Origin of the sequence: Peribacillus asahii (assembly GCF_003570725.1) — a bacterium.
In the GTDB taxonomy this organism is placed as follows: Bacteria; Bacillota; Bacilli; order Bacillales; family DSM-1321; genus Peribacillus; species Peribacillus asahii.
Genome location: NZ_QWVS01000063.1, coordinates 1 through 21,363, shown reverse-complemented (window position 1 = coordinate 21,363; position 21,363 = coordinate 1). Strand labels below are relative to the sequence as shown.

The following is a 21,363-nucleotide window of genomic DNA, read 5'->3' as shown; positions in this document are numbered from 1 at the left end:
GGGTTTTTAGGAAGTTTTTTGAAGGACGTTTGTTCGTTGAATGAACCTTAGTCTTGTAGCGAGGCCAATTGCCCCGATCGCTAATCCCACAATTAATCCAATCCAGTAACCATCAGGTCCCATATCGAAAAAGTTAGCGAGTGTGTAACCAATTGGTAATCCAAGTATCCAATAAGAGAGAAGTGACATGAAGAAGGTCATGGTGACATCTTTGTATCCTCGTAAAATCCCTTGAATTGGAGCTTGAAGAGCATCTGATATTTGGAAGAACATTGCATATAGTAAGAAGTGAGTCGTAAGCGTTATAACGGTTTGATCTTGTGTATAAATAGAAGCAACCGCTTCTCGGAAAAAGAACAGCACGGTTGCACAAAGTAAAGCCATGGATAAAGCCATCGTAATTCCGATAAGACTATATTCACGAGCATCTTTCAAGCGTTTTGCGCCTACTTCAAAGCCAATAACAATCGTTAAAGCCATGGAAATACTTAATGGTATCATGTATAACAGTGACGCAAAATTTATAGCGATTTGATGAGAGGCAATGGTTACGGTATCATACTCACTCATCAGTAAGGTTACAGCAGAAAAAATGCTTGTTTCAAAAAACACAGCGAGACCAATCGGAATTCCAATCTTTAAGAATGAGCTCCATTCTTTCCATGAAATGCGGTAAAACTTTTGAAATACGTTATAGACGGCAAATGGATGAATGCGTATGACGACGATAATGGCCACAATAGCTATAATCCAATACGTAACCGCAGTTGCGTATCCAGAACCAACACCTCCTAATTCCGGAAGTCCCAATTTCCCGTAAATAAGCATATAATTTAATAAAATATTAATTGGTAAGGCTCCGAGTGTAATAAGCATCGATACTCTTGTTTTTCCAAGTGCATCAATGAAAGCACGCAATGTATCATAAATAAACAAGGGAATGATTCCAAATGAAAGTGCCACAAGATAGTCATGAGCAATTTGATGAACATTTGCCTCTAAATCCATCATATTTAAAATGGGATTAACTGTAAATGTACCGACAGTTAAAACCGATAATGCAATAGCCACAGATAAATAAAGGGCTTGTATAACAGAAAAGGGAACAGAGTTTGTTCGTTTAGAGCCGACCAATTGTGAAACAACAGGGGTCAACGCAAGGATCACGCCCCCTAAACCCATATAAACCGGTGTCCATAAAGAACTTCCAATAGAGACACCTGCAACATCTACGGTATGATATTGTCCAGACATCATAATGTCAAAAAAAGTCATTGCATATAATCCAAGCTGAGTGATGAGAATTGGGATTAATAGGTGAAATAATTGGCGAACTTTTGATGTTCTATTAAATGTTTGATTCATTGATGTACCTCTAGTTCAATTTTTCCACAATGGAAAGATTATATCATACGTCTGTCATGGAAATGAAAAGAATTTGATTTTTCTTTTTAGTTGGTGAATGGTTCAGGTGTGGTATTATGGAAGGTAAGTTCTTTTGGTTGGAAGGTGAAAACATTGACAAAAAAAATCGTGTTTACCGGCGGAGGTTCGGCTGGACATGTATCTGTAAATACAGCAATTATTCCTGAGTTTATTAAAAATGATTGGGATATTACGTATATTGGCTCTGAAAAAGGGATTGAAAAAACGATTATTGAAAAAGAATTCCCTAATATTCGTTATGAAACGGTATCTGTTGGAAAACTGCGCAGATATGTATCGATTGAAAATTTAAAAGACCCATTTCGTGTAATTAAAGGAATCTTTGATGCACGTCGAATTTTAAAGAAAACACGACCAGACTTTATTTTCTCTAAAGGGGGATTTGTGTCTGTTCCAGTTGTGCTTGCAGCTAGAATGCTTAAAATTCCGATTTTTATTCATGAATCTGATTACACACCAGGTTTAGCAAATAAAATCGCGATGCCATTTGCTTCAAAAATCTTTACAACGTTTGAAGAGTCCAATGCCCATTTGCCGAAAGAAAAAGCATTATATATCGGCGCTGTATTACGCGATGGTATTTTTGCGGGAAATGGGGAAAAAGGAAAGCGCTTTTGTGGTTTTACTAGTAAAAAGCCAGTTTTGCTCATTATGGGCGGGAGTTTAGGCGCTGTTCGTATTAATCATTTGATTACAAAGAATCTTGAAGAACTGCTTCGTCATTATCAAATCATTCACATTTGCGGTAAAGGAAATGTCGAAGAGTCATTGAAGCAGCCAGGATATGCTCCGTTTGAATATGTGCACGAGGAGCTATTCGACTTATTAGCAGCAGCAGATGTCGTTGTTTCACGTGCAGGATCTAATTCGATTTTTGAGTTTCTTGGTTTACAAAAGCCAATGCTGCTGATTCCGCTAAGTGCAAATGCTTCTCGCGGCGATCAAATTTTAAATGCAGCGAGCTTTGAAAAACAAGGATTTTGTAAGGTTATTCAAGAGGAAAATTTGAGTTTTGAACAATTTGAGTCAACGCTTGATCATTTATTGAAGGAGTCTTCGACGTATCGCGCGAAGATGGAGCAGAAGCGTCCATTTAAAACAGGACCTGAAATGTATCAATTATTACTAGATTTAATGAAAAAATAAGCATGTATCTAGTTTCTCTAGCATATGTTGTTCTAAATGCTAGAGGAGGAATAGAAATGGCTTATCAATATTCAAAAGGTTGGTTTATTGCGGAATTAAAAAAGATGGGGATTAAGCATCACCCGGTAGAGCGTCGAAAGCTAGAGCTGTATAAGACGCATGTGTTACGGAATTTGTATAAAGAGTTGCAAAAATAACGAAATAACAGGTTCGAGCCATTGAGGTTCGAACCTGTTTGTATAGGCACTATCTATCCCGCATTTAGCGGGCAGTCTCCTATTGATGCAAGTTTCATTTTATAAAAAAGGATAAAACAGAGGGAAACAGAAAGCGATTATAATACCAGCTATCGCCATCGCTGCTCCGGCTACTGCCCCAGTAAACTCACTTTCCTGAGCGGCGTGAGCGGTACCGAAACCGTGGGCAATTGTTCCATATGCAATCCCACGAGCAAAAGGCATTGTGATATGGAGCTTATCCATAAGCCAAGGAGCAATCATTGTACCAAGAATGCCTGTTATAAGTACAAAGGCGGCCGCTAAATTTTCGTCCCCTTCATATAACGACATAATCTCAACGGCAATCGGGACCGTAACCGATTTTACAGCGAGTGCTTGAACCATGTTTAAACTGAAGGAGAATAGTTTAGCGATGATAATCGCGATACATAAAGTGAAGGCTAAGCCAAGAATAGTACCGCTAATCGCTGGAATGGCATATTTTGCGATAATGGCACGATTTTTATAAAGCGGTACAGCTAAAGCGACTGTTGCGGGTCCAAGAAAATATGTGATGATGTCTTTCGCTACTACGTAGTCTTCGAAATGTAAGTTGCTGATAAGTAAGGTTGATATGACAGCAACCGTACATAAAAAAACAGGTGTTGTAAAAGGTGATGGATATTTCATATATATTTTCCGTGCTAATATGTACGCAATAATGGTGATGCTGATGCTATAAATGGTGATGAACGTTTCCATGCTGTTTGACTTCTCCTTTCTGTGCAAGTTTTTGTACGGTTAATGCAGACACGATAAAACCAACGATTAGACTGATGCCCAGAACAAGTGCTAAAGCCCATCCATAGTGGAAAAATAAGGCACCTAATGTCATTAAGCTAACGGCAATCGGGATAAAGAAAAAAGCGAGATGCTTGACAAAGAAGCTAGCTGTAAAATCCACCCATTCCAGCTTTATGACATTTGTTTGAAGCAGGATAAATAATAAGAGTATCCCAATAACGTTTCCAGGAATAGGTAAATGGGAGAAATCTGTGCATACGTAACCAATTTTACAAATGGTAATAAGCACTATCAGTTGAATGATAAAAAGAAATCCTTTTTTCATCATAATTGAAACAAATCCTTTCGATTTTTTTTGGGAAAATGTTCAAGTAATGTGTTTATTATACGAAAATATCATTACGATGAACAGAGTAATAATCAGAAAAGATTAATTTTTCTGTCAATAAATAAATCCCTTTACACAAATGTAAAGGGATTTAAGTGCGCTATGCCTCCATAAGCTGTTGATCATTGTCATCATTTTGTCGAAGGATATGCAGCGTGTATAAATCTTTTGGAATTTCGAAAAGATCGAATATATCTTCATTTTGGTTAATTTGTTCATATAATGCTTTTCTTGTTTCATTTACTTTTATCGCATAAGGGAGTTTTTCAGCTGCCTTTAAAGAGCGAATATTTTTTTTGCGAATGCGCATAAATACGGTCTCTATACCAAGTTCAAAAAAGATTTCTTTAAAGAAAGCTTCTTTTGCAAGGGTATTATAGCCTTTTCCATGGAATGGTTTACCTAACCATGTACCGAGAAATCCTGCACCATTTTCCACATCATATAGGGAGATGCAGCCAATCGGATTATCCCATTCATCTAAAATTGTTCTTGAAATTAGTTCACCAGCTTCTTCAGCTTCAATCGTTTGCTTTGTAACAAAAACGTATTCTTCGTAAGAATCTACTTTTTGGCGTACGAAAGGGAAGACATCTGGATGCGACATTAAATCATAAAGAGAAGAACAATCAACAAAATCTCTTTTCTTTAACATTTCCATCCCTCCGTTTTGAGGGCAGTTCTATAGCGTAGCTGCCGCCCACCCTCGAAATTTTTTAAGTAATTCATCAAAAAATTTCGGGGTGGGAATCGAACCCACTAGAACCGTGAAACCGGTGGCGCACCATTTGCCTTCCCTATTTTTATTGTCAGAAATATAATATGCTCTACCTTGTTATAATACTAAAAATAAACGCATTTGGATATAGTAATTTTACCTGTTTTTTCGACTAAATTTTGTTATTTTTATTTTATGCAAACGATTGCCTCAATCATGCGTTTTTATTTAAAATTTTCCGGTGAATTGGAGGGATAAAATGAGGATTCCGAGAATCCAAACATATACGGCAAACCACTTTAATGATTGTTTTTTTAAGAAATCAATCATCCAAACAACCGCTATATAGCCAAAGATTGCTGAAGTTAACGTACCGATAAAAAGAGCCATAAACGAAAGTTGCTCTACTTCTCCAGTAAAAATGGGCTTCATTTGAAACACAATCCCGCCAGCGATTGCTGGAATCGATAGTAAAAAGGAGAAATAAGCAGCGGTGGAACGGTCGAGTTTACACAACAATCCAGCTGCAATTGTTAAGCCTGATCGAGAGAGGGCAGGCATGATGGCAGCTGCCTGAAACGTACCGATTATGAACGCATCTTTTACGGAAATTTGCTCTAATGTTTTCGCACCCCCTTTTCTTGCATCCGCGAACCATAGAATGAGACCAGTAGCAAGAAACTCCCAGCCGATGGTCACACCTGACTTCGAAAGTGAATCAAACCAATCTCCAAGTAAGACGCCAGCAAATACTGCAGGAATCGTTCCAGCAATGAGTAACGCAGTCATTTTTGAAAATGGCTTTTTGACGATGGAAATGATTTCTTGCTTATAGACAACGAGTAGAGCAAGCAATGTACCAATGTGAAGCATCGTATCTAAGAAAATACCTGCTTCATCTAAATGAAATAGGTGACGCCCTAAATATAAATGTCCTGTGCTAGAAATCGGTAAAAATTCAGTCAACCCTTGAATGATGCCGAGAATGAATGCTTGAAATTCATTTAACAATTGAATTCACCTCAGGTAAGAGTAGTAAGGACAAACACTAATTATCTGTATGCGAGTCTATGTCCAAAGATGTGCAGCATTAAGCGATATATTTGGAATTTCTAGTGCATATATTAAAAAATTCTCTATAAAATGATGAAAAATGAAACCGTTTCTATGTTTATGCGTATAAATAGATATAGTATGGAATGAGGGAGGAGGAATGACAAATAGTTACGCAAGATGAAAAAGTATTTGCTGTTCTTATTTATGTTATTAGTTTATTTTTTCCGCTTCTTGGACCGCTCATTATTTGGTTAGTGAAAAAAGATTCACCATATATTGATTATCATGGTCGAGAGTATTTTAATTTTCTTATCTCCTACACGATTTATGGAATAATTGCCTCACTTCTTGTTTTTGTTGGAATTGGCGTATTGATTCTGCCTATTTTAGGGGTTGCAGCGTTTGTGTTTACAATCCTTGCGGCGATACGTGCCTATGAAGGAGTCGAGTATCGAATTCCACTTATTTTTCGAATTTTATAAGCCATGAAAAAGGAATCTAGCTTATGTTTGTCTAGATTCTTTTTTTGTTAGGCTTTGTTATAAGATACTATTGATTTTTGTTAAAGGGAATTAAGGAATGGATAGCGAAATAACAATATAGAGAGAGTATGAATCTTTAGTCAAGGAGCTAATTATGAATATTCGAGAGTATTACCAGAAAACAGCTAAAGCATGCTTTTGCGTTGCTTGGATTTCTCTATTATTAGCGATTATTTTTTTTGTTTGTCACCTTTTACAATTATTTGAAGGGGATTTATTAATCTTTGTTATTCCGATCATCATTTTTAGTGTGCTTCACTTCTTTTATTTTCGAATCTATGACAAAAGGGTAGAAAAATTAGGGGATAAGCCGATGCAAATAAGTGGTCAGTTATTAAGCATAGACCATGTATTAGTCGTTTTTATGCCTGCACCAACATTACGTATGCTGCTATTTGATTCGAAAGGTTTGCTTCTTGGAGAAGTTCGTGATCAAAATACGCGCTGGTTTATGTGGTTGATTCCGAACGTCGTTTCACTGCTGTTGCCCAAGCGATTTATCTTATTGGATAGCGATGGACAAGTTAGGGCAAAATATCATACTCGAGCAGGGTTAACGAATTCGATGACGATTTATAATGCCGATGATGAAATAATTGGGGGTTACCGAGAAAACTGGAAGGATTCACTAATTAAAATTAAAGGGATTATCTATAAAGGAAATCAGCGTGAATGGATTGCAGTAGAATCAAAGGCAAGTCTTTACTCTTTACAGCTTAAAACAATAGATAAGAAAAATGTTGCCTCCTTTCAAGAGGGCTGGATGCCGGTAGAGTGGGCTAAGCGATTTGAATTAAATACACCGATTATTACTTTTTCTTCGATCATTAATGAACAGGAGAGAGTCATTATTTTAGGCTTTTTAGCCGCTGTATTACATCACCGTGATCATTGAATATCTGATTTAAAACAGAAGTGTAGTCAATTTTGCGAATATTTGATATACTGTACAAGTGAAATACATAGCTAATCAGGAGATGACAACAAATGAGCTTGTTAAATGAAATTCTTGAATATAATGAAAAGTTTGTTAATGAAGGGGAGTACACAAAGTATCAAACAACTAAATACCCTGATAAAAAAATGGTAGTTGTTAGTTGTATGGATACTCGTCTTGTCGAGCTACTTCCAAAGTCTATGAATGTCCGTAATGGTGATATAAAAATTTTAAAAACAGCAGGAGCAATCGTTTCCCATCCATTTGGAAGTGTTATGCGTAGTATCCTTGTTGCTGTTTATGAATTGAAAGCGGATGAAATTTACGTAATTCCACATCATGATTGTGGGATGTCAGCGGTCAATACAGATGAAATGATTAAGAAAATGGTTAATCGCGGTGTTCCAGAAGGTACGATTTCAACAATCGAAAATTCAGGAATTGATATCAAAAATTGGCTTCGCGGTTTTGATGATGTGTATGAAAGTGTAAAACATAGTGTGAATTGTATTAAAAATCATCCACTTATTCCAAAAACAATTCCTGTTCACGGTTTGATTATTGCGCCGGATACTGGAAAATTAGAAGTGGTTGTTGATGGATATAAAGAATTAGAAAACGTTAAGTAAGCGCTTGAGGGATATTATAAGGCTTATTGCGTGCGAAGCTTTAGTTTCGCACGTTTTTTAGTTTTGGAGGAAGCTGTCATATCACACCATAGTTAGTTGTGAGGTTTTGTTGTAGGATACTGTCGATTGTTGGTGTAATTGCGTTGTTAACAATAGTATGTAACAAAGCCCTTTGTAAAAAAGATTCCTACTGACACAATTCAACTGAAAATGCTATGATAGGATTAAATGTAGTGTTTTTAAGTATTCAACAGAATAGGATGAGACAAGATGATTATTGACTTATTAAAAAGCCACGGCTCAGGTAATGATTTTTTCATTATTGATGAATTGACGACAGATCTTTCTTTTACAGAGGAAGAACGCCGCCAATTAGCACTAGCATTATGTAATCGTGAAAGCGAATTAGGAGCGGACGGTATTTTATTCGTATTAAAAAGCGAGCGTGCTGATGCAAGAATGCGCGTGTTTAATGCAGATGGATCGGAAGCATCTATGTGTGGAAATGGGCTGCGCTGTGTAGCTCGCTATGCAATTGATACGCTTGGTAAAGAGAACTTAGTTATTGAAACGATGAAAGTGGATTTAGAGGTTGAAAAGGTAGCTGATGTATATGAAGGGATCCCGACGTTTAAAGTGGAAATCTCACCGGTAAGCTTCGATGTTAAGGATTTGCCGCTTGTAATTGAACAAAGCGAATTACAAAACGAAAGATTGCCAGAATTGCATGATACGCTTCTTTTTTCGGCTTTAGCTGTACCAAACCCACATTTAGTTACGATTGTAGATAGCGAAATGATTCATTCTGATGTTCAGGAAGTATTAGCAACAAAAGTAAATGGACCGAATGAGCTTTTCCCAGATGGAGTAAATGTAAGCTTTGTAAAACAATTAGAAGCAGGACATATTTATGTCCGTACATTCGAACGCGGTGTTGGCTTTACAAACGCATGTGGAACAGCGATGTCAGCTTCAAGTTTAGTAACATGCTTAAATGGTTTAAATGAGCTTGAAAGTGATATTTCCGTATTCAATAACGGTGGTAAAGTGAAATGCGTTGTTCATAAACGTGATAATCAATATTCCATTGACTTGATTGGGAATGCAACCAATGAATACAAAGCAACGATTGAAGTGGATTTAAATTGTCCAGAGAAATTTAATGTGCTGACAAAAGAAAGCTTTGATCAAGAAATTATGTTATATGCAAAGCTTAAAGCAGACGTACAAAGTTATTTAAAAGAAGTTTTATAAAATGAAAAGAGTGTCTCTAAAGGGGGCGCTCTTTGTTTATTGATTCTGTTATATGACATTGTTGATTAATCGTATTATTTGACATAGCGTATGAAAAATTTGGCGTAAATATTTTTTTCTAAATATTTGATACAATAGGAAGAAGTATTTTGAAGGTGAAAAAATGAAACGCTTACAAAAAAAGGAATACTGTTATAGATTGTTCGTGATTTAGAATGAATTGTTTATAATTTCGTTTGAAAAATTCAAAAATTAACCCGAAAGTATTGAATTTCCTATTTGTTTCATGTAAATTAAGAATAATTATATTGTAATTTAATTTGAAATGTTTAGAAAAGTTCATATAAATCAATCTTATCGAGAGAGGTGGAGGGACTGGCCCGATGAATCCTCAGCAACCAGCTGTGCAAGCTAAGGTGCTAAATCCAGCAAGCGGGCGCTTGATAGATGAGGAGAATGTTTCTTATGAAAACCTTCTTCTTTTATTAGATAGAAGGTTTTTTCTTTTTCTTACACCATCGAAATAAAGCGGAAACTGAATTGTTTTTGGGAAAGGGTGCACATATGGAGTTTCGTAAAGAGCTAAAGCAAAGAATTTTAATTGGGGAAGGAGCAATGGGGACACTATTGTATTCCCGTGGCATCGACAATTGTTATGAAGAATTAAACTGTACAGAGCCTGATCAAATTGAAGCGATTCATCGTACTTATTTGGATGCAGGTGCTGATATTTTACAATCGAATACGTATGGGGCGAATTTTCATAAGTTAAAGCGCTATGGATTAGAAGATCAAGTGAGTCAAATCAATCGTCAAGGAATTGCGATTGCTAAAAAGGTTGCGCAAGGGAAAGCGTTTGTATTTGGAACAATTGGTGCTTCTAGAAGTATTCGAAAATCTGATTTAAGTTTAGAAGAAATTAAACGTAGTTTCCGTGAACAGCTATATAGTTTACTGCTTGAAAGTCCGGATGGATTATTATTCGAAACATACTATGATTTAGAAGAATTGGAAACAGTGTTGAAAATTGCAAGACAAGAAACAGATATTCCAATTATTACAAATGTGACGTTGCATGAACTTGGGAATTTACAAAACGGTGTTCAGTTAAATGAAGCATTTAAGCGCTTAGAACAATTAGGTTCAGATGTAGTGGGGCTTAATTGTCGTTTAGGTCCGCATCATATGATTCGCGCTTTAGAATCTGTTCAACTTCCGAGCAATGCTGCGCTTGCAGCGTACCCTAATGCAAGTTTACCAGAGTATGTAGACGGCCGATTGGTGTATGATGCGGCTCCGGAATACTTTGGCTCAAGTGCGCTTCAATTACGTGACCAAGGAGCATCCATTATTGGAGGATGCTGCGGTACGACACCACAGCATATTACAGCAATGAAAGCAGCTGTTGGTGATTTAGCTCCAATCGTTGAGAAGAAAATGCCAGCAACGAAAGTGGAAACAATTGAAGTTCGGGAACAGGATCGCACCCCTGCTTTATATGAAAAAGCGAAAACAGAAAGAACGATTTTAGTAGAACTAGATCCACCTAAGAAACTGGGAATCGAAGAGTTTATGAAAGGGTCTAAAGCTTTGAAAGAAGCTGGAGTTGATACGATTACGCTAGCGGATAATTCGCTCGCTTCCCCTAGGATTTCTAATGCAGCGCTGGGTATGTTAATAAAATCACAGCTTGATTTAAATCCGCTTGTGCATATTACATGTCGTGATCGAAACTTAATTGGACTGCAATCGCATTTAATGGGCCTACAAACGTTAGGATTAAATGAAGTATTAGTTATTACAGGAGACCCTTCGAAAATTGGTGATTTCCCAGGTGCAACATCTGTGTATGATTTATCTTCTTTTGATTTAATTAGTTTGGTTAAGCAGTTTAATGAAGGACTTTCGTATTCTGGACAAAGTCTTGGCCAAAAGACGAATTTTAAAATTGCTGCGGCGTTTAATCCAAATGTGAAATATTTAGATAGAGCAGTTCAACGAATGGAAAAGAAGATTGAATGCGGCGCTCATTCATTTTTAACACAGCCGATTTATTCCACTTCACAGATTGAAGAAGTATACGAAGCAACGAAGCATTTAGAGACACCTATTTTTGTCGGTATTATGCCGTTAACTAGTACTCGTAATGCCGAATTTATTCATAATGAAGTACCAGGAATTAAGTTGCCAGATCATGTTCGCCGGGCAATGGCAGCAGCAGGTAATGACCCAATTCAGGCGCAAAAAGAAGGTGTGGCAATTGCACGAGAACTTGTGGATGCGGCAATGGATAAATTTAAAGGCATCTATTTAATCACCCCATTCCTTCGTTATGAAATGACGGCAGAGTTAACGCGCTATATTAGAACGCTTGATCAAACAAAAACATCTGAGGTGGCAGCATATGAGTAAAAAATCAATTAACGAACAATTACAATCAAAAATTCTATTACTGGATGGCGCAATGGGTACGATGCTACAAGCTGAAAATTTAACAGCTGAAGATTTTGGCGGAGAACAATATGAAGGCTGTAATGAATATTTAACGCTGACTCGTCCTGATGTGATTCAAAAAATTCATGAAGCGTATTTTGCTGCAGGTGCTGATATTGTTGAAACGAATACATTCGGGGGTACGAGTATTGTTTTAGATGAATACAATCTAGGTACACTTGCTTACCAGTTAAATAAAGAATCAGCAGAAATCGCTGTAAAAGCGTGTGAAGCATATTCAACAGAGGCTTGGCCGAGATATGTGGCTGGTTCAATGGGACCAACAACGAAAACACTATCGGTTACGGGTGGAACGACTTTTGATACATTAAAAGAGTGTTATGAAGAGCAAGCCCTTGGATTAATTGATGGAGGCGTCGATTTACTTCTCGTTGAAACCTGTCAAGATATGCTAAATGTAAAAGCTGCTTTTTTAGGCATTAAAGGAGCCTTTGAGAAGAGTGGTAAGGAACTCCCGATTATGATTTCGGGAACAATTGAGCCAATGGGAACGACATTAGCTGGTCAATCCATTGAAGCGTTCTATCTTTCTTGCGAGCATATGAAACCAATTTCCGTCGGTTTAAACTGTGCGACAGGTCCGGAATTTATGATCGATCATATTCGGACATTAGCAGATTTATCAAATAGTGCGGTTAGCTGTTATCCGAATGCAGGGCTTCCGGATGAAGAAGGACATTATCATGAATCTCCAACTTCTCTTGCTGAGAAAATGAAGCAGTTTGCAGAAAAAGGCTGGGTCAATATTATCGGTGGTTGTTGTGGAACGACACCAGCACATATTGAAGAGTTATCAAAAGTGCTTCAAGATGTTCAGCCAAGACAACTTCCAGAAGAGCCGCATAATCATGCTGTTTCTGGGATTGAACCGTTGATTTACGATGATTCAATGCGTCCGTTATTTGTCGGAGAACGTACGAATGTCATTGGCTCACGTAAATTTAAAGAATTAATACGCGATAAGAAGTTTGAACAAGCGGCTGAAATCGCCCGTGCGCAAGTAAAAACTGGGGCTCACGTTATTGATGTTTGTTTGGCAGACCCGGATGATGATGAATTAGGTAATATGAAAGCATTTGTTGAAGAAGTGGTTAAAAAAGTAAAAGTGCCGCTCGTAATTGATACAACAGATGAACTTGTTTTAGAGCAAGCGTTAAAGCACTCTCAAGGTAAAGCCATTATCAATTCGATTAACTTAGAAGATGGCGAAGAGCGATTCGAGAAAATTGTTCCCCTTATTCATAAATATGGAGCGGCTGTCGTTGTTGGAACAATTGATGAAGAAGGTATGGCTGTTGATGCAGAACGTAAGCTGGAAATCGCTAAGCGGTCTGTAGACTTGCTTGTGAATAAATATGGGTTAAATCCACGTGATTTAATTTTTGATCCACTTGTTTTTCCAGTTGGGACAGGGGATGAACAGTATATTGGATCAGCGCTAGAAACGGTAAAAGGTATTCAAGCGATTAAAGAAACGTTTCCGGATTGCTTAACGATTTTAGGAGTATCGAATGTTTCGTTCGGTTTACCACCGCGTGGCCGTGAAATTTTAAATGCAGTATTTATGTACCATTGTACAAAAGCAGGTCTTGATTATGCGATTGTCAATACAGAGAAATTAGAGCGTTTTGCTTTGATTCCAGAAGAGGAAGTGAAGTTAGCAGAAGCGCTTCTATTCGAGACTTCGCAAGAAACATTAGCGACCTTTACTGAGTTTTATCGAGATAAAAAAGTTGTGAAAAAAGACAATATGGCCAAGCTTCCATTAGATGAGCGTTTGGCGAATTATATTATTGAAGGAACAAAAGAAGGACTAATTGAGGATTTAGACAAGGCGCTTGCTCGTGGCGATGCACCATTGGATATTATTAATGGTCAACTAATGAAAGGAATGGCTGAGGTAGGTCGTTTATTTAACGATAATCAGTTAATTGTGGCTGAAGTTCTTCAAAGTGCTGAAGCGATGAAGGCAGCAGTTTCTCATCTTGAGCCATTAATGGAGAATTCAGAAGACAGCGCGAAAAAAGGGAAAATGTTAATAGCTACTGTTAAAGGGGACGTACATGACATTGGGAAAAACTTGGTAGACATTATCCTATCAAATAACGGATTTGAAGTGATTGATTTAGGAATTAAAGTAACTTCCCAGCAAATTATTGAAGAGGTCCGTAAACATGAGCCAACGATTATTGGTTTATCTGGCTTGTTAGTAAAATCAGCCCAACAAATGGTATTAACGGCGCAAGATTTAAAACAAGCGGGTATTGACACACCGATTTTAGTAGGTGGAGCAGCTTTATCACGTAAGTTTACTGATTTTAAAATCTCTCCAGAGTATGATGGACCAGTTCTATATTCAAAAGATGCAATGGATGGACTAGCTGTTGCCAATGTGTTGCATGACCCAGCGCAAAAGGAAGTATTTTTAGAAGAAAACAATGAGAGACGAAATAAAGCGATTGCTAATGCAGCGATTGTAGCGACGATGGAAAAGCCGGAACGGAAAAAAGCTGTTGCTCCAGCGATTTCTGCTGCACCGGTTAAAGTGCCGCAAGATCTTAAACGACATGTTCTTAAAGATTATGCGTACGATGTCGTTCAACCATATATTAACCGTCAAATGTTAATTGGACATCATCTCGGGTTAAAAGGTAAAGTAGCCGAAATGATTAAACAAGGAAATGAAAAGGCGATTGGGCTGAATGATTTAGTTGACGAGTTAATTGAGTTTATTAAAAAAGATGAAGACTACGGATTAAATAGTGTTTTTCAATTCTTTCCTGCTCAAAGTGATGGAGATAAAGTATTAGTTTATAATCCAGATAATCATGAAGAGGTATTGGAAGAGTTCGACTTTCCAAGACAAGCAAGCAGCCCTAATTTATGTTTAGCTGACTTTTTGAAGCCTGTATCTTCAGGAGAAATGGATTATGTTGGTTTCTTTGTCGCGACAGCAGGCCGTGGCATTAGAAAATGGGCGGAAAAATGGAAGGAAGAAGGCGATTTCTTAAAAAGTCATGCGATTCAGGCACTTGCTCTTGAAACAGCAGAAGGCTTTGCTGAAAGAGTACATCAGGTGATGAGGGATGCATGGGGCATTAGTGATTCAATCGATATGACAATGAGAGAGCGGTTTGCTGCTAAGTATATTGGACAGCGTTTCTCATTCGGTTATCCTGCATGTCCTAATTTGGAAGATCAAGAAAAATTATTCCGACTATTAAAACCAGAAGATATTGGTGTTCAGTTAACGGAAGGTTGTATGATGGAGCCAGAGGCTTCTGTATCAGCTATTGTTTTTGCCCATCCAGAAGCACGCTATTTCAATGTAGAGAAATAATTTTTATTAGGCAGCGGCATAAAAACCGCTGTCTTATTATGTATGAAAAATAATGAATGGTGTATTTTATGTAAGAAGGTTGTGTCGTTTAGTTTAAGGCTTTGTTAAACAATGTTGTTGATAACGTGATTTTTTGTTTTATTTTACCTTTCAGTAAAGCTGCCAGGTGAAATGATTCGAAAATTAACAACACTCTTATAAGAGAGTCTTATTCAAAGGAAAGGACTGTTTCTTATGATAAAAACATCTATTCGTACGTTGTTAATTTTGATTAGTTGTCTAGTTGTATGTATGGCTTTTAATATAGGATCTGGATCAGGGCAGACCATTCCGGAGGAGTTAGATCCACTTATAAAGTCCGAACGTTCATTGAAGAAGGCTTATTTGACGTTCGATGATGGACCTTCGACAAATACAATAAAGATACTGGATATTTTAGATCGATATCAAATAAAAGCTACTTTTTTTGTGATGGCAAATAAAGAAGCCTATGCGGAGAAATGTTATCGAGAAATCGTTGCAAGAGGTCATTCCATTGCGTTGCATTCTTATTCTCATGATTATAATGTCATTTATCGTTCAAAAAAAGATTTCTTTCAAGACTTAAAAAGATTAGAATTATTACTAAGCGCCAAATATGGAGTTAAAACCCATTTTGTCCGCCTTCCAGGGGGATCCGGTAATCAACTCATGTATCAAACAGCTACGAGACCTATTATAAAAGGGATATTGCAGGAGTTAAAAGATACTGGGTATGTGTATGTAGATTGGAATGTGGATTCAAAAGATGGAATAAGTCCGTTAACGAGTCAACAAACCATTACCCAAAATGTACTGAGTAATGCGAAGCATCATAAGCAGGCTATTATTTTACTACATGACATCAATAGTATGAAAAATACTGTAAAAGCTCTTCCGACAATTATTGAAGGATTAAAGGAAGAGGGGTATATATTTGATATAATTGATGAAACGACGCCCCAAATACATTTTAATTAAATGGAAACGCTTTGATTAACAGCAATAATTGAATGACCTTTTAGAAAGGAACAGTTTGTTAGTATGAGACCTTCACTATTTTTATCCCATGGGACACCATGGCTAACAATCGAGGACAATCGATATACGGAATTTTTAAAAGAATATGTCGCTCAACATGAAAGGCCAGATGCTATTGTTATCATTTCTAGTCATTGGAATAGATGCGATCAGGCTGTTTCTGCTGTCAAAAAACATGATATTAGTTGTGATTTTATTGGCCATCCGGATAAGGTGACACAAATCACCTATCCGGCATCTGGTAATATAGAGCTCTCTGATCAAGTTCTTACTCTATTATCTCGCGTAGATATATTTGGAGAATTTGATGAGAATAGAACGCTAGATTATGGAAGTTGGGTGCCGCTACATATTATGTATCCAGAGGCTGATATACCGGTTGTTTCGCTATCGATTAACCCAACCTTATCTTTAGCAAAACAATACGAAATTGGTAAGTCTCTTGCTGCATTAAAAGAGGAAAATATATTAATTATTGCAAGTGGTGGAATTGTATATAATCTGGATCATATTCAGTACGAGATGAATGTTGTCGAAGGCTGGGCTATTCGATTTGTTGAATGGATAGAGGAGCACGTTATGAATTGGAATTTAAAAGCGCTGTTTCAGTTTCAAGAGGAGGCCCCTTTTGCTTTCGATGCAGTGCCGAATATTAGTGAATTGATTCCGCTAATCATTGCAATGGGAACCGGAGATAAACAAAGAAATCCTACGTTGTTACATCGAAGTTTTCAATTTGGGAATGTTAGTTTATCGGCTTTCGAATTCTAGTAAAATGATTAGAAAAAGTAGCTATTTTAAGAGTTAAATATAAAAAAAGAAAAATCTTTTTAAGTGAAAAAATAACGTAAATAAGAAAAAAAGTTTGTTAAAGGCGAAATATGACGAATTAAGCAGATTTATAGGTTTTGGGAGTTGTTTTTTGTTCGTTTTAACCTTTGGATATTTCGACAAAAACATGTTAATATAACATCTGAAAACGTTTTATCCTTAATAATTTTTACAGTTTTATGACAATTACTTTTGAATCTTAACTTATTTATACTGTCATACGAAATAGAAATTTGGGGATGGATAAAACGATAGTAAAAAATTATGAGAGAAATTTGGGGGTTTACGAGATGACCATCAAGGATGCTAAGGCATACGACTCATGGAAAGCTTTTTCAGGTCCAAACCTTGGGTATGTGATAGGACAATATGACTTATTCCAAACAAACCCAGAAGAAGTGGATCCTGAACTGAAAAACTTTTTCGAAATCGCAGGTCCTCCTTCACTTGACGCTACAGTAGGAGCTGCACTTACAAATTCAACAGTACAATCAGCTGGAGAAGTTCTTCCAATGAAGAAAATTATGTCAGCTGTCAAATTAGCGGAGAATATTCGTACATATGGACACCTTGCAGCGAATATTTACCCGTTAAAAGATACGCCTCTGAATACAGAACAAATTGAGTTTGAAAAATTTGGTTTAACAGAAGCCGACTTAAGAAAAATTCCGGCTGATTTAATCTGTCCACAAGCGCCTGCAAGCGTGAAAGATGGATATGAAGCCATTGAATATTTGAAACAATTGTATACGCAAACAATCGCTTTTGAATTCCATCATGTCAGCGATGTAGAAGAACATGAATGGTTGAACGAAATGGTTGAATCACGTCAAATGTTCCCAACTTTGACAAAAGAGAAAAAGGCAGCATTACTTAAACGTTTGAGTGAAGTAGAAGGCTTTGAAAAATTCCTTCATCGTACATTTGTTGGTCAAAAACGTTTCTCTATCGAAGGGGTAGACCCATTAGTTCCAATGTTAGATGAAATGATTTCTGAAACAGTACAACATGGTACATCGAATGTAAATATTGCGATGGCTCACCGTGGTCGTTTAAATGTACTTGCTCATATACTAGGTAAACCTTATGAAATGATTTTCTCTGAGTTTCAACATTCACCTAATAAAGATTTAGTTCCTTCAGAAGGATCAATTGGTGTAACATTTGGTTGGACAGGAGACGTGAAATACCATTTAGGTTTAGATCGTCAAGTTACAAAAGAAAGTACGAAAAAAGTAAGAGTTACACTTGCAAACAACCCAAGTCACTTGGAAGTTGTTGGACCGGTTGTAGAAGGATACTCTCGTGCAGCTCAAGAGGACCGTACGCAAAAAGGATACCCACAACAAGATGTTTCGAAGTCTCTTGCTGTGTTAATTCATGGGGATGCAGCATTCCCAGGGGAAGGTATCGTACCGGAAACATTAAACTTAAGCGGACTAAAAGGATATCAAGTTGGTGGAACGATTCATATTATCGCCAACAACCGAATCGGTTTTACAACTGAAAGTGAAGATTCACGCTCTACAAGATATGCAAGCGACATGGCTAAAGGATTTGAAGTGCCGGTTGTACATGTAAATGCAGACGATCCAGAAGCTTGCTTAGCTGCTGTGCATCTTGCTGTCCTATATCGTGAAAAATACAAAAAAGATTTCTTAATCGACCTAATTGGTTACCGTCGTTTCGGTCATAACGAAATGGATGAGCCATTAGTAACTCAACCGCAAACATATGCATTAGTTCATAAACATCCAACACAAAAAGAACTTTATGCAAAACAATTGATCGAAGCGGGAGAAATTACAGAACAAGAAGCAAAAGCATTAGCAGAACAAGCAGATGCTAAGCTTTTAGAAGCATACAACAAAGTATCTGGAAACAAACCAGAAGAAGAATTTGAATTAGATCCACCAGCAACAATTGCTAATGGTCTACCTAAAATTTCAACTGCTGTTTCAACAGAAGAGCTTGTAGAAATTAATGAACAGCTTGTTAAATGGCCAGAAGGATTTACACCTAATAAAAAATTAGGCAAAATTCTACAACGTCGTCTAGACTCATTTGGTGAGAATGGAAAAATTGACTGGGCACATGCTGAAACATTAGCGTTTGCATCTATCTTAAAAGACGGCACGCCAATTCGTTTAACTGGACAAGATTCAGAGCGTGGTACGTTCGCACAACGTAATATTGTTCTTCATGATAGCGTTACTGGTCAGACATATTCACCACTTCATGCAATCGAGTCTGCTAATGCATCATTTGCGGTTCATAACAGTCCGCTTACTGAAACAGCAGTTCTTGCTTTTGAATATGGTTACAATGTATTTGCACCGGAAACATTAGTATTATGGGAAGGTCAATTCGGTGATTTCGCGAATACTGCTCAAGTTATTTTTGATCAATTTATCGCAGCAGGTCGTGCAAAATGGGGTCAAAAATCAGGTCTTGTTATGCTATTACCACACGGGTATGAAGGACAAGGTCCAGAGCATTCAAGTGCTCGTCTAGAACGTTTCTTACAATTAGCTGCTGAAAATAACTGGACAGTAGCAAACTTAAGCTCTGCAGCGCAATACTTCCATATTCTTAGAAGACAAGCTAAGATTTTGGAAAAAGAAGAAGTACGTCCACTTGTTATCATGTCTCCTAAGAGTATGTTACGTAACCAAGTGATGGCTTCTGCACCAGCAGAATTTAGCTATGATGAATTCCAAACATTCATTGAAACAAAAACATTAGGTCAAAATCCAAAATCAGTAGAGCGTATCGTATTTGCTACTGGTAAATTAGCTGTTGAGCTACGTGATAAAGCAGCTACTCAAGAGGACACAGACTGGTTACAAATTATTAGCCTAGAGGAAATTTATCCATTCCCATTCGAAGGCATTCAAGAAGCACTGAAAAAATATTCTAAACTTAAAGAAATCGTATGGGTTCAAGAAGAGCCTAAAAATATGGGTGCATGGACGTTTGTTGAACCTAGACTTAACGCAGCAGCACCGAAAGGTCTTACTGTATCTTATATCGGAAGAAAACGCAGATCTAGTCCATCCGAGGGAGATGCACTTGTTCACAAACAAGAACAAAATCGTATTATCGCTCAAGCACTTACGCGTAATCTAGAGGGGGAAAAATAAGATGGCTGAAGTAAAAGTACCTGAATTAGCAGAATCCATTACAGAAGGTTCGATTGCACAATGGTTAAAACAACCTGGTGATCGTGTAGAAAAAGGAGATTATATCCTTGAACTTGAAACGGATAAAGTAAACGTTGAAATTATTTCAGATTACTCTGGTACACTTACAGAGCAGTTAGCTGAAGAAGGCGATACAGTTCTAGTTGGCCAAGCAGTTGCAACAGTTGATGAAAGTGGTGCAGCGGCAGCACCAGCAGCGCCTGCTCAAGAAGCAGCACCAGTTGCTGAAGCGCCAGCAGCGCCTGCGGCAGCACCAGCAGCACCAGCTCAAGCTCAAGGTGCACCAAAAGAAGAGGCAGTACCAGGACAAGGTGTAATTGCTTCTCCAGCAGCTAGAAAATTAGCTCGTGAAAAAGGAATTGATTTAAACGCTGTACAAACTGTTGATCCACTAGGACGCGTACGTGTTCAAGATGTAGAAGCATCTAATAATGCACCAGTTCAAGCAGCGCCTGCGGCAACACCAGCACCAGCTAAAAAAGCTGCAGCTCCAGAAGTAAATGACGATCGCGTAGAAGTTATTAAAATGACTCGTCGTCGTCAAACAATTGCGAAACGCTTAGTACAAGTACAAGCTGAAGCAGCGATGTTAACTACTTTCAATGAAGTAGACTTAAGTGCAGTTATGGAATTACGTAACCGCCATAAAGATGCGTTTGTGAAAAATCATGATGTTAAACTTGGTTTCATGTCATTCTTCACAAAAGCAGTAATCGGTGCATTGAAACAGTACCCATTATTGAATGCTGAAATTCAAGGCGACCACATCTTGAAAAAGAACTTCTACGATATCGGTGTAGCCGTATCTACAGATGAAGGTCTTGTTGTACCAGTTGTTCGCGATGCAGACCGTAAAAGCTTTGCTGAAATCGAAAAAGATATCGCTGACTTAGCTGTTAAAGCACGCAACAACAAATTAGGTCTTTCTGATCTATCTGGCGGTACATTTACAATCACAAATGGCGGAACATTTGGTTCTCTATTATCAACACCAATCTTAAATGCACCTCAAGTTGGTATCCTTGGTATGCATACAATCAAAACACGCCCAATCGCTGTTGGAGATAAAATCGAAAACAGACCAATGATGTATCTTGCATTATCTTATGACCACCGTATTGTTGACGGTAAAGAAGCTGTTGGCTTCCTTGTAGCCGTTAAAAATATGCTTGAAGATCCAGAACAACTTCTTCTTCAAGGGTGAGTAAATAATTTGAAAAACCCCTCTGTCAATGACAGAGGGGTTTTCAGGCTGTCGGGAAAGTCCCGACAGCCATT

General features: G+C 37.6%; 17 protein-coding genes and 1 riboswitch. Of the genes, 12 read left to right on the top strand and 5 right to left on the bottom strand.

Annotated features, from left to right (window positions below; all coding sequences use genetic code 11):
• Positions 1 to 6: 6 nt before the first annotated feature.
• Positions 7 to 1,365, bottom strand: a complete 1,359-nt coding sequence (locus D1953_RS20135) for an MATE family efflux transporter (RefSeq protein WP_119118938.1) — start codon at positions 1,363 to 1,365, stop codon at positions 7 to 9.
• Between the two features lie 153 nt (positions 1,366 to 1,518).
• Between D1953_RS20135 and D1953_RS20130 the strand changes: the two genes are divergently transcribed.
• Positions 1,519 to 2,592 carry an undecaprenyldiphospho-muramoylpentapeptide beta-N-acetylglucosaminyltransferase gene (locus D1953_RS20130; RefSeq protein WP_119118958.1) on the top strand — a complete coding sequence of 358 codons (1,074 nt, stop codon included), beginning with the start codon at positions 1,519 to 1,521 and terminating at the stop codon, positions 2,590 to 2,592.
• A 56-nt stretch (positions 2,593 to 2,648) separates the two neighbouring features.
• The gene (locus D1953_RS20125) at positions 2,649 to 2,789 is read left to right on the top strand and encodes a YflJ family protein (protein ID WP_119118937.1); all 141 of its coding nucleotides are present in this window, start codon (positions 2,649 to 2,651) and stop codon (positions 2,787 to 2,789) included.
• 99 nt (positions 2,790 to 2,888) lie between these two features.
• On the opposite strand, the gene D1953_RS20120 is transcribed toward D1953_RS20125, so the two are convergent.
• The 4 genes from D1953_RS20120 to D1953_RS20105 form a co-directional block, all read right to left on the bottom strand.
• Complete coding sequence (locus D1953_RS20120; protein WP_119118936.1) at positions 2,889 to 3,572, bottom strand: LrgB family protein; 684 nt, start codon at positions 3,570 to 3,572, stop codon at positions 2,889 to 2,891.
• A complete protein-coding gene (locus D1953_RS20115; RefSeq protein ID WP_119118935.1) occupies positions 3,547 to 3,942 on the bottom strand; it encodes a CidA/LrgA family protein in 396 nt (131 codons plus the stop codon). Before D1953_RS20115 ends, D1953_RS20120 begins: the two co-directional genes overlap by 26 nt.
• A gap of 160 nt (positions 3,943 to 4,102) precedes the next feature.
• Positions 4,103 to 4,657 carry a GNAT family N-acetyltransferase gene (locus D1953_RS20110; protein ID WP_119118934.1) on the bottom strand — a complete coding sequence of 185 codons (555 nt, stop codon included), beginning with the start codon at positions 4,655 to 4,657 and terminating at the stop codon, positions 4,103 to 4,105.
• A 291-nt stretch (positions 4,658 to 4,948) separates the two neighbouring features.
• Complete coding sequence (locus tag D1953_RS20105; protein WP_119118933.1) at positions 4,949 to 5,731, bottom strand: undecaprenyl-diphosphate phosphatase; 783 nt, start codon at positions 5,729 to 5,731, stop codon at positions 4,949 to 4,951.
• Positions 5,732 to 5,940: 209 nt separating this feature from the next.
• Here D1953_RS20105 and D1953_RS20100 point away from each other — a divergent pair, with 209 nt between their 5' ends.
• The 10 genes from D1953_RS20100 to odhB all read left to right on the top strand — a co-directional run bounded on the left by D1953_RS20100 (position 5,941) and on the right by odhB (position 21,289).
• Complete coding sequence (locus D1953_RS20100) at positions 5,941 to 6,258, top strand: DUF4870 domain-containing protein (RefSeq protein WP_182480696.1); 318 nt, start codon at positions 5,941 to 5,943, stop codon at positions 6,256 to 6,258.
• A 154-nt stretch (positions 6,259 to 6,412) separates the two neighbouring features.
• Complete coding sequence (locus D1953_RS20095) at positions 6,413 to 7,213, top strand: hypothetical protein (protein ID WP_119118932.1); 801 nt, start codon at positions 6,413 to 6,415, stop codon at positions 7,211 to 7,213.
• Between the two features lie 92 nt (positions 7,214 to 7,305).
• Complete coding sequence (locus tag D1953_RS20090) at positions 7,306 to 7,884, top strand: beta-class carbonic anhydrase (RefSeq protein WP_119118931.1); 579 nt, start codon at positions 7,306 to 7,308, stop codon at positions 7,882 to 7,884.
• A 270-nt stretch (positions 7,885 to 8,154) separates the two neighbouring features.
• Positions 8,155 to 9,138 carry a diaminopimelate epimerase gene (gene dapF, locus D1953_RS20085; RefSeq protein ID WP_119118930.1) on the top strand — a complete coding sequence of 328 codons (984 nt, stop codon included), beginning with the start codon at positions 8,155 to 8,157 and terminating at the stop codon, positions 9,136 to 9,138.
• Positions 9,139 to 9,489: 351 nt separating this feature from the next.
• A riboswitch (SAM riboswitch) is annotated at positions 9,490 to 9,592 on the top strand.
• 110 nt (positions 9,593 to 9,702) lie between these two features.
• The gene (locus D1953_RS20080; RefSeq protein WP_119118929.1) at positions 9,703 to 11,550 is read left to right on the top strand and encodes a bifunctional homocysteine S-methyltransferase/methylenetetrahydrofolate reductase; all 1,848 of its coding nucleotides are present in this window, start codon (positions 9,703 to 9,705) and stop codon (positions 11,548 to 11,550) included.
• Positions 11,543 to 14,992, top strand: a complete 3,450-nt coding sequence (metH, locus tag D1953_RS20075) for a methionine synthase (protein WP_119118928.1) — start codon at positions 11,543 to 11,545, stop codon at positions 14,990 to 14,992. The genes D1953_RS20080 and metH overlap by 8 nt, the downstream gene beginning before the upstream one ends.
• Before the next feature lie 234 nt (positions 14,993 to 15,226).
• A complete protein-coding gene (locus tag D1953_RS20070; protein WP_119118927.1) occupies positions 15,227 to 15,991 on the top strand; it encodes a polysaccharide deacetylase family protein in 765 nt (254 codons plus the stop codon).
• Positions 15,992 to 16,054: 63 nt separating this feature from the next.
• Complete coding sequence (locus D1953_RS20065) at positions 16,055 to 16,822, top strand: dioxygenase family protein (protein WP_119118926.1); 768 nt, start codon at positions 16,055 to 16,057, stop codon at positions 16,820 to 16,822.
• A 350-nt stretch (positions 16,823 to 17,172) separates the two neighbouring features.
• Positions 17,173 to 20,025 (top strand): 2-oxoglutarate dehydrogenase E1 component, encoded by a 2,853-nt coding sequence (locus tag D1953_RS20060; RefSeq protein WP_119118925.1) that lies wholly within the window; start codon positions 17,173 to 17,175, stop codon positions 20,023 to 20,025.
• A 1-nt stretch (position 20,026) separates the two neighbouring features.
• The gene (odhB, locus tag D1953_RS20055; protein WP_119118924.1) at positions 20,027 to 21,289 is read left to right on the top strand and encodes a 2-oxoglutarate dehydrogenase complex dihydrolipoyllysine-residue succinyltransferase; all 1,263 of its coding nucleotides are present in this window, start codon (positions 20,027 to 20,029) and stop codon (positions 21,287 to 21,289) included.
• Positions 21,290 to 21,363 lie beyond the last annotated feature (74 nt).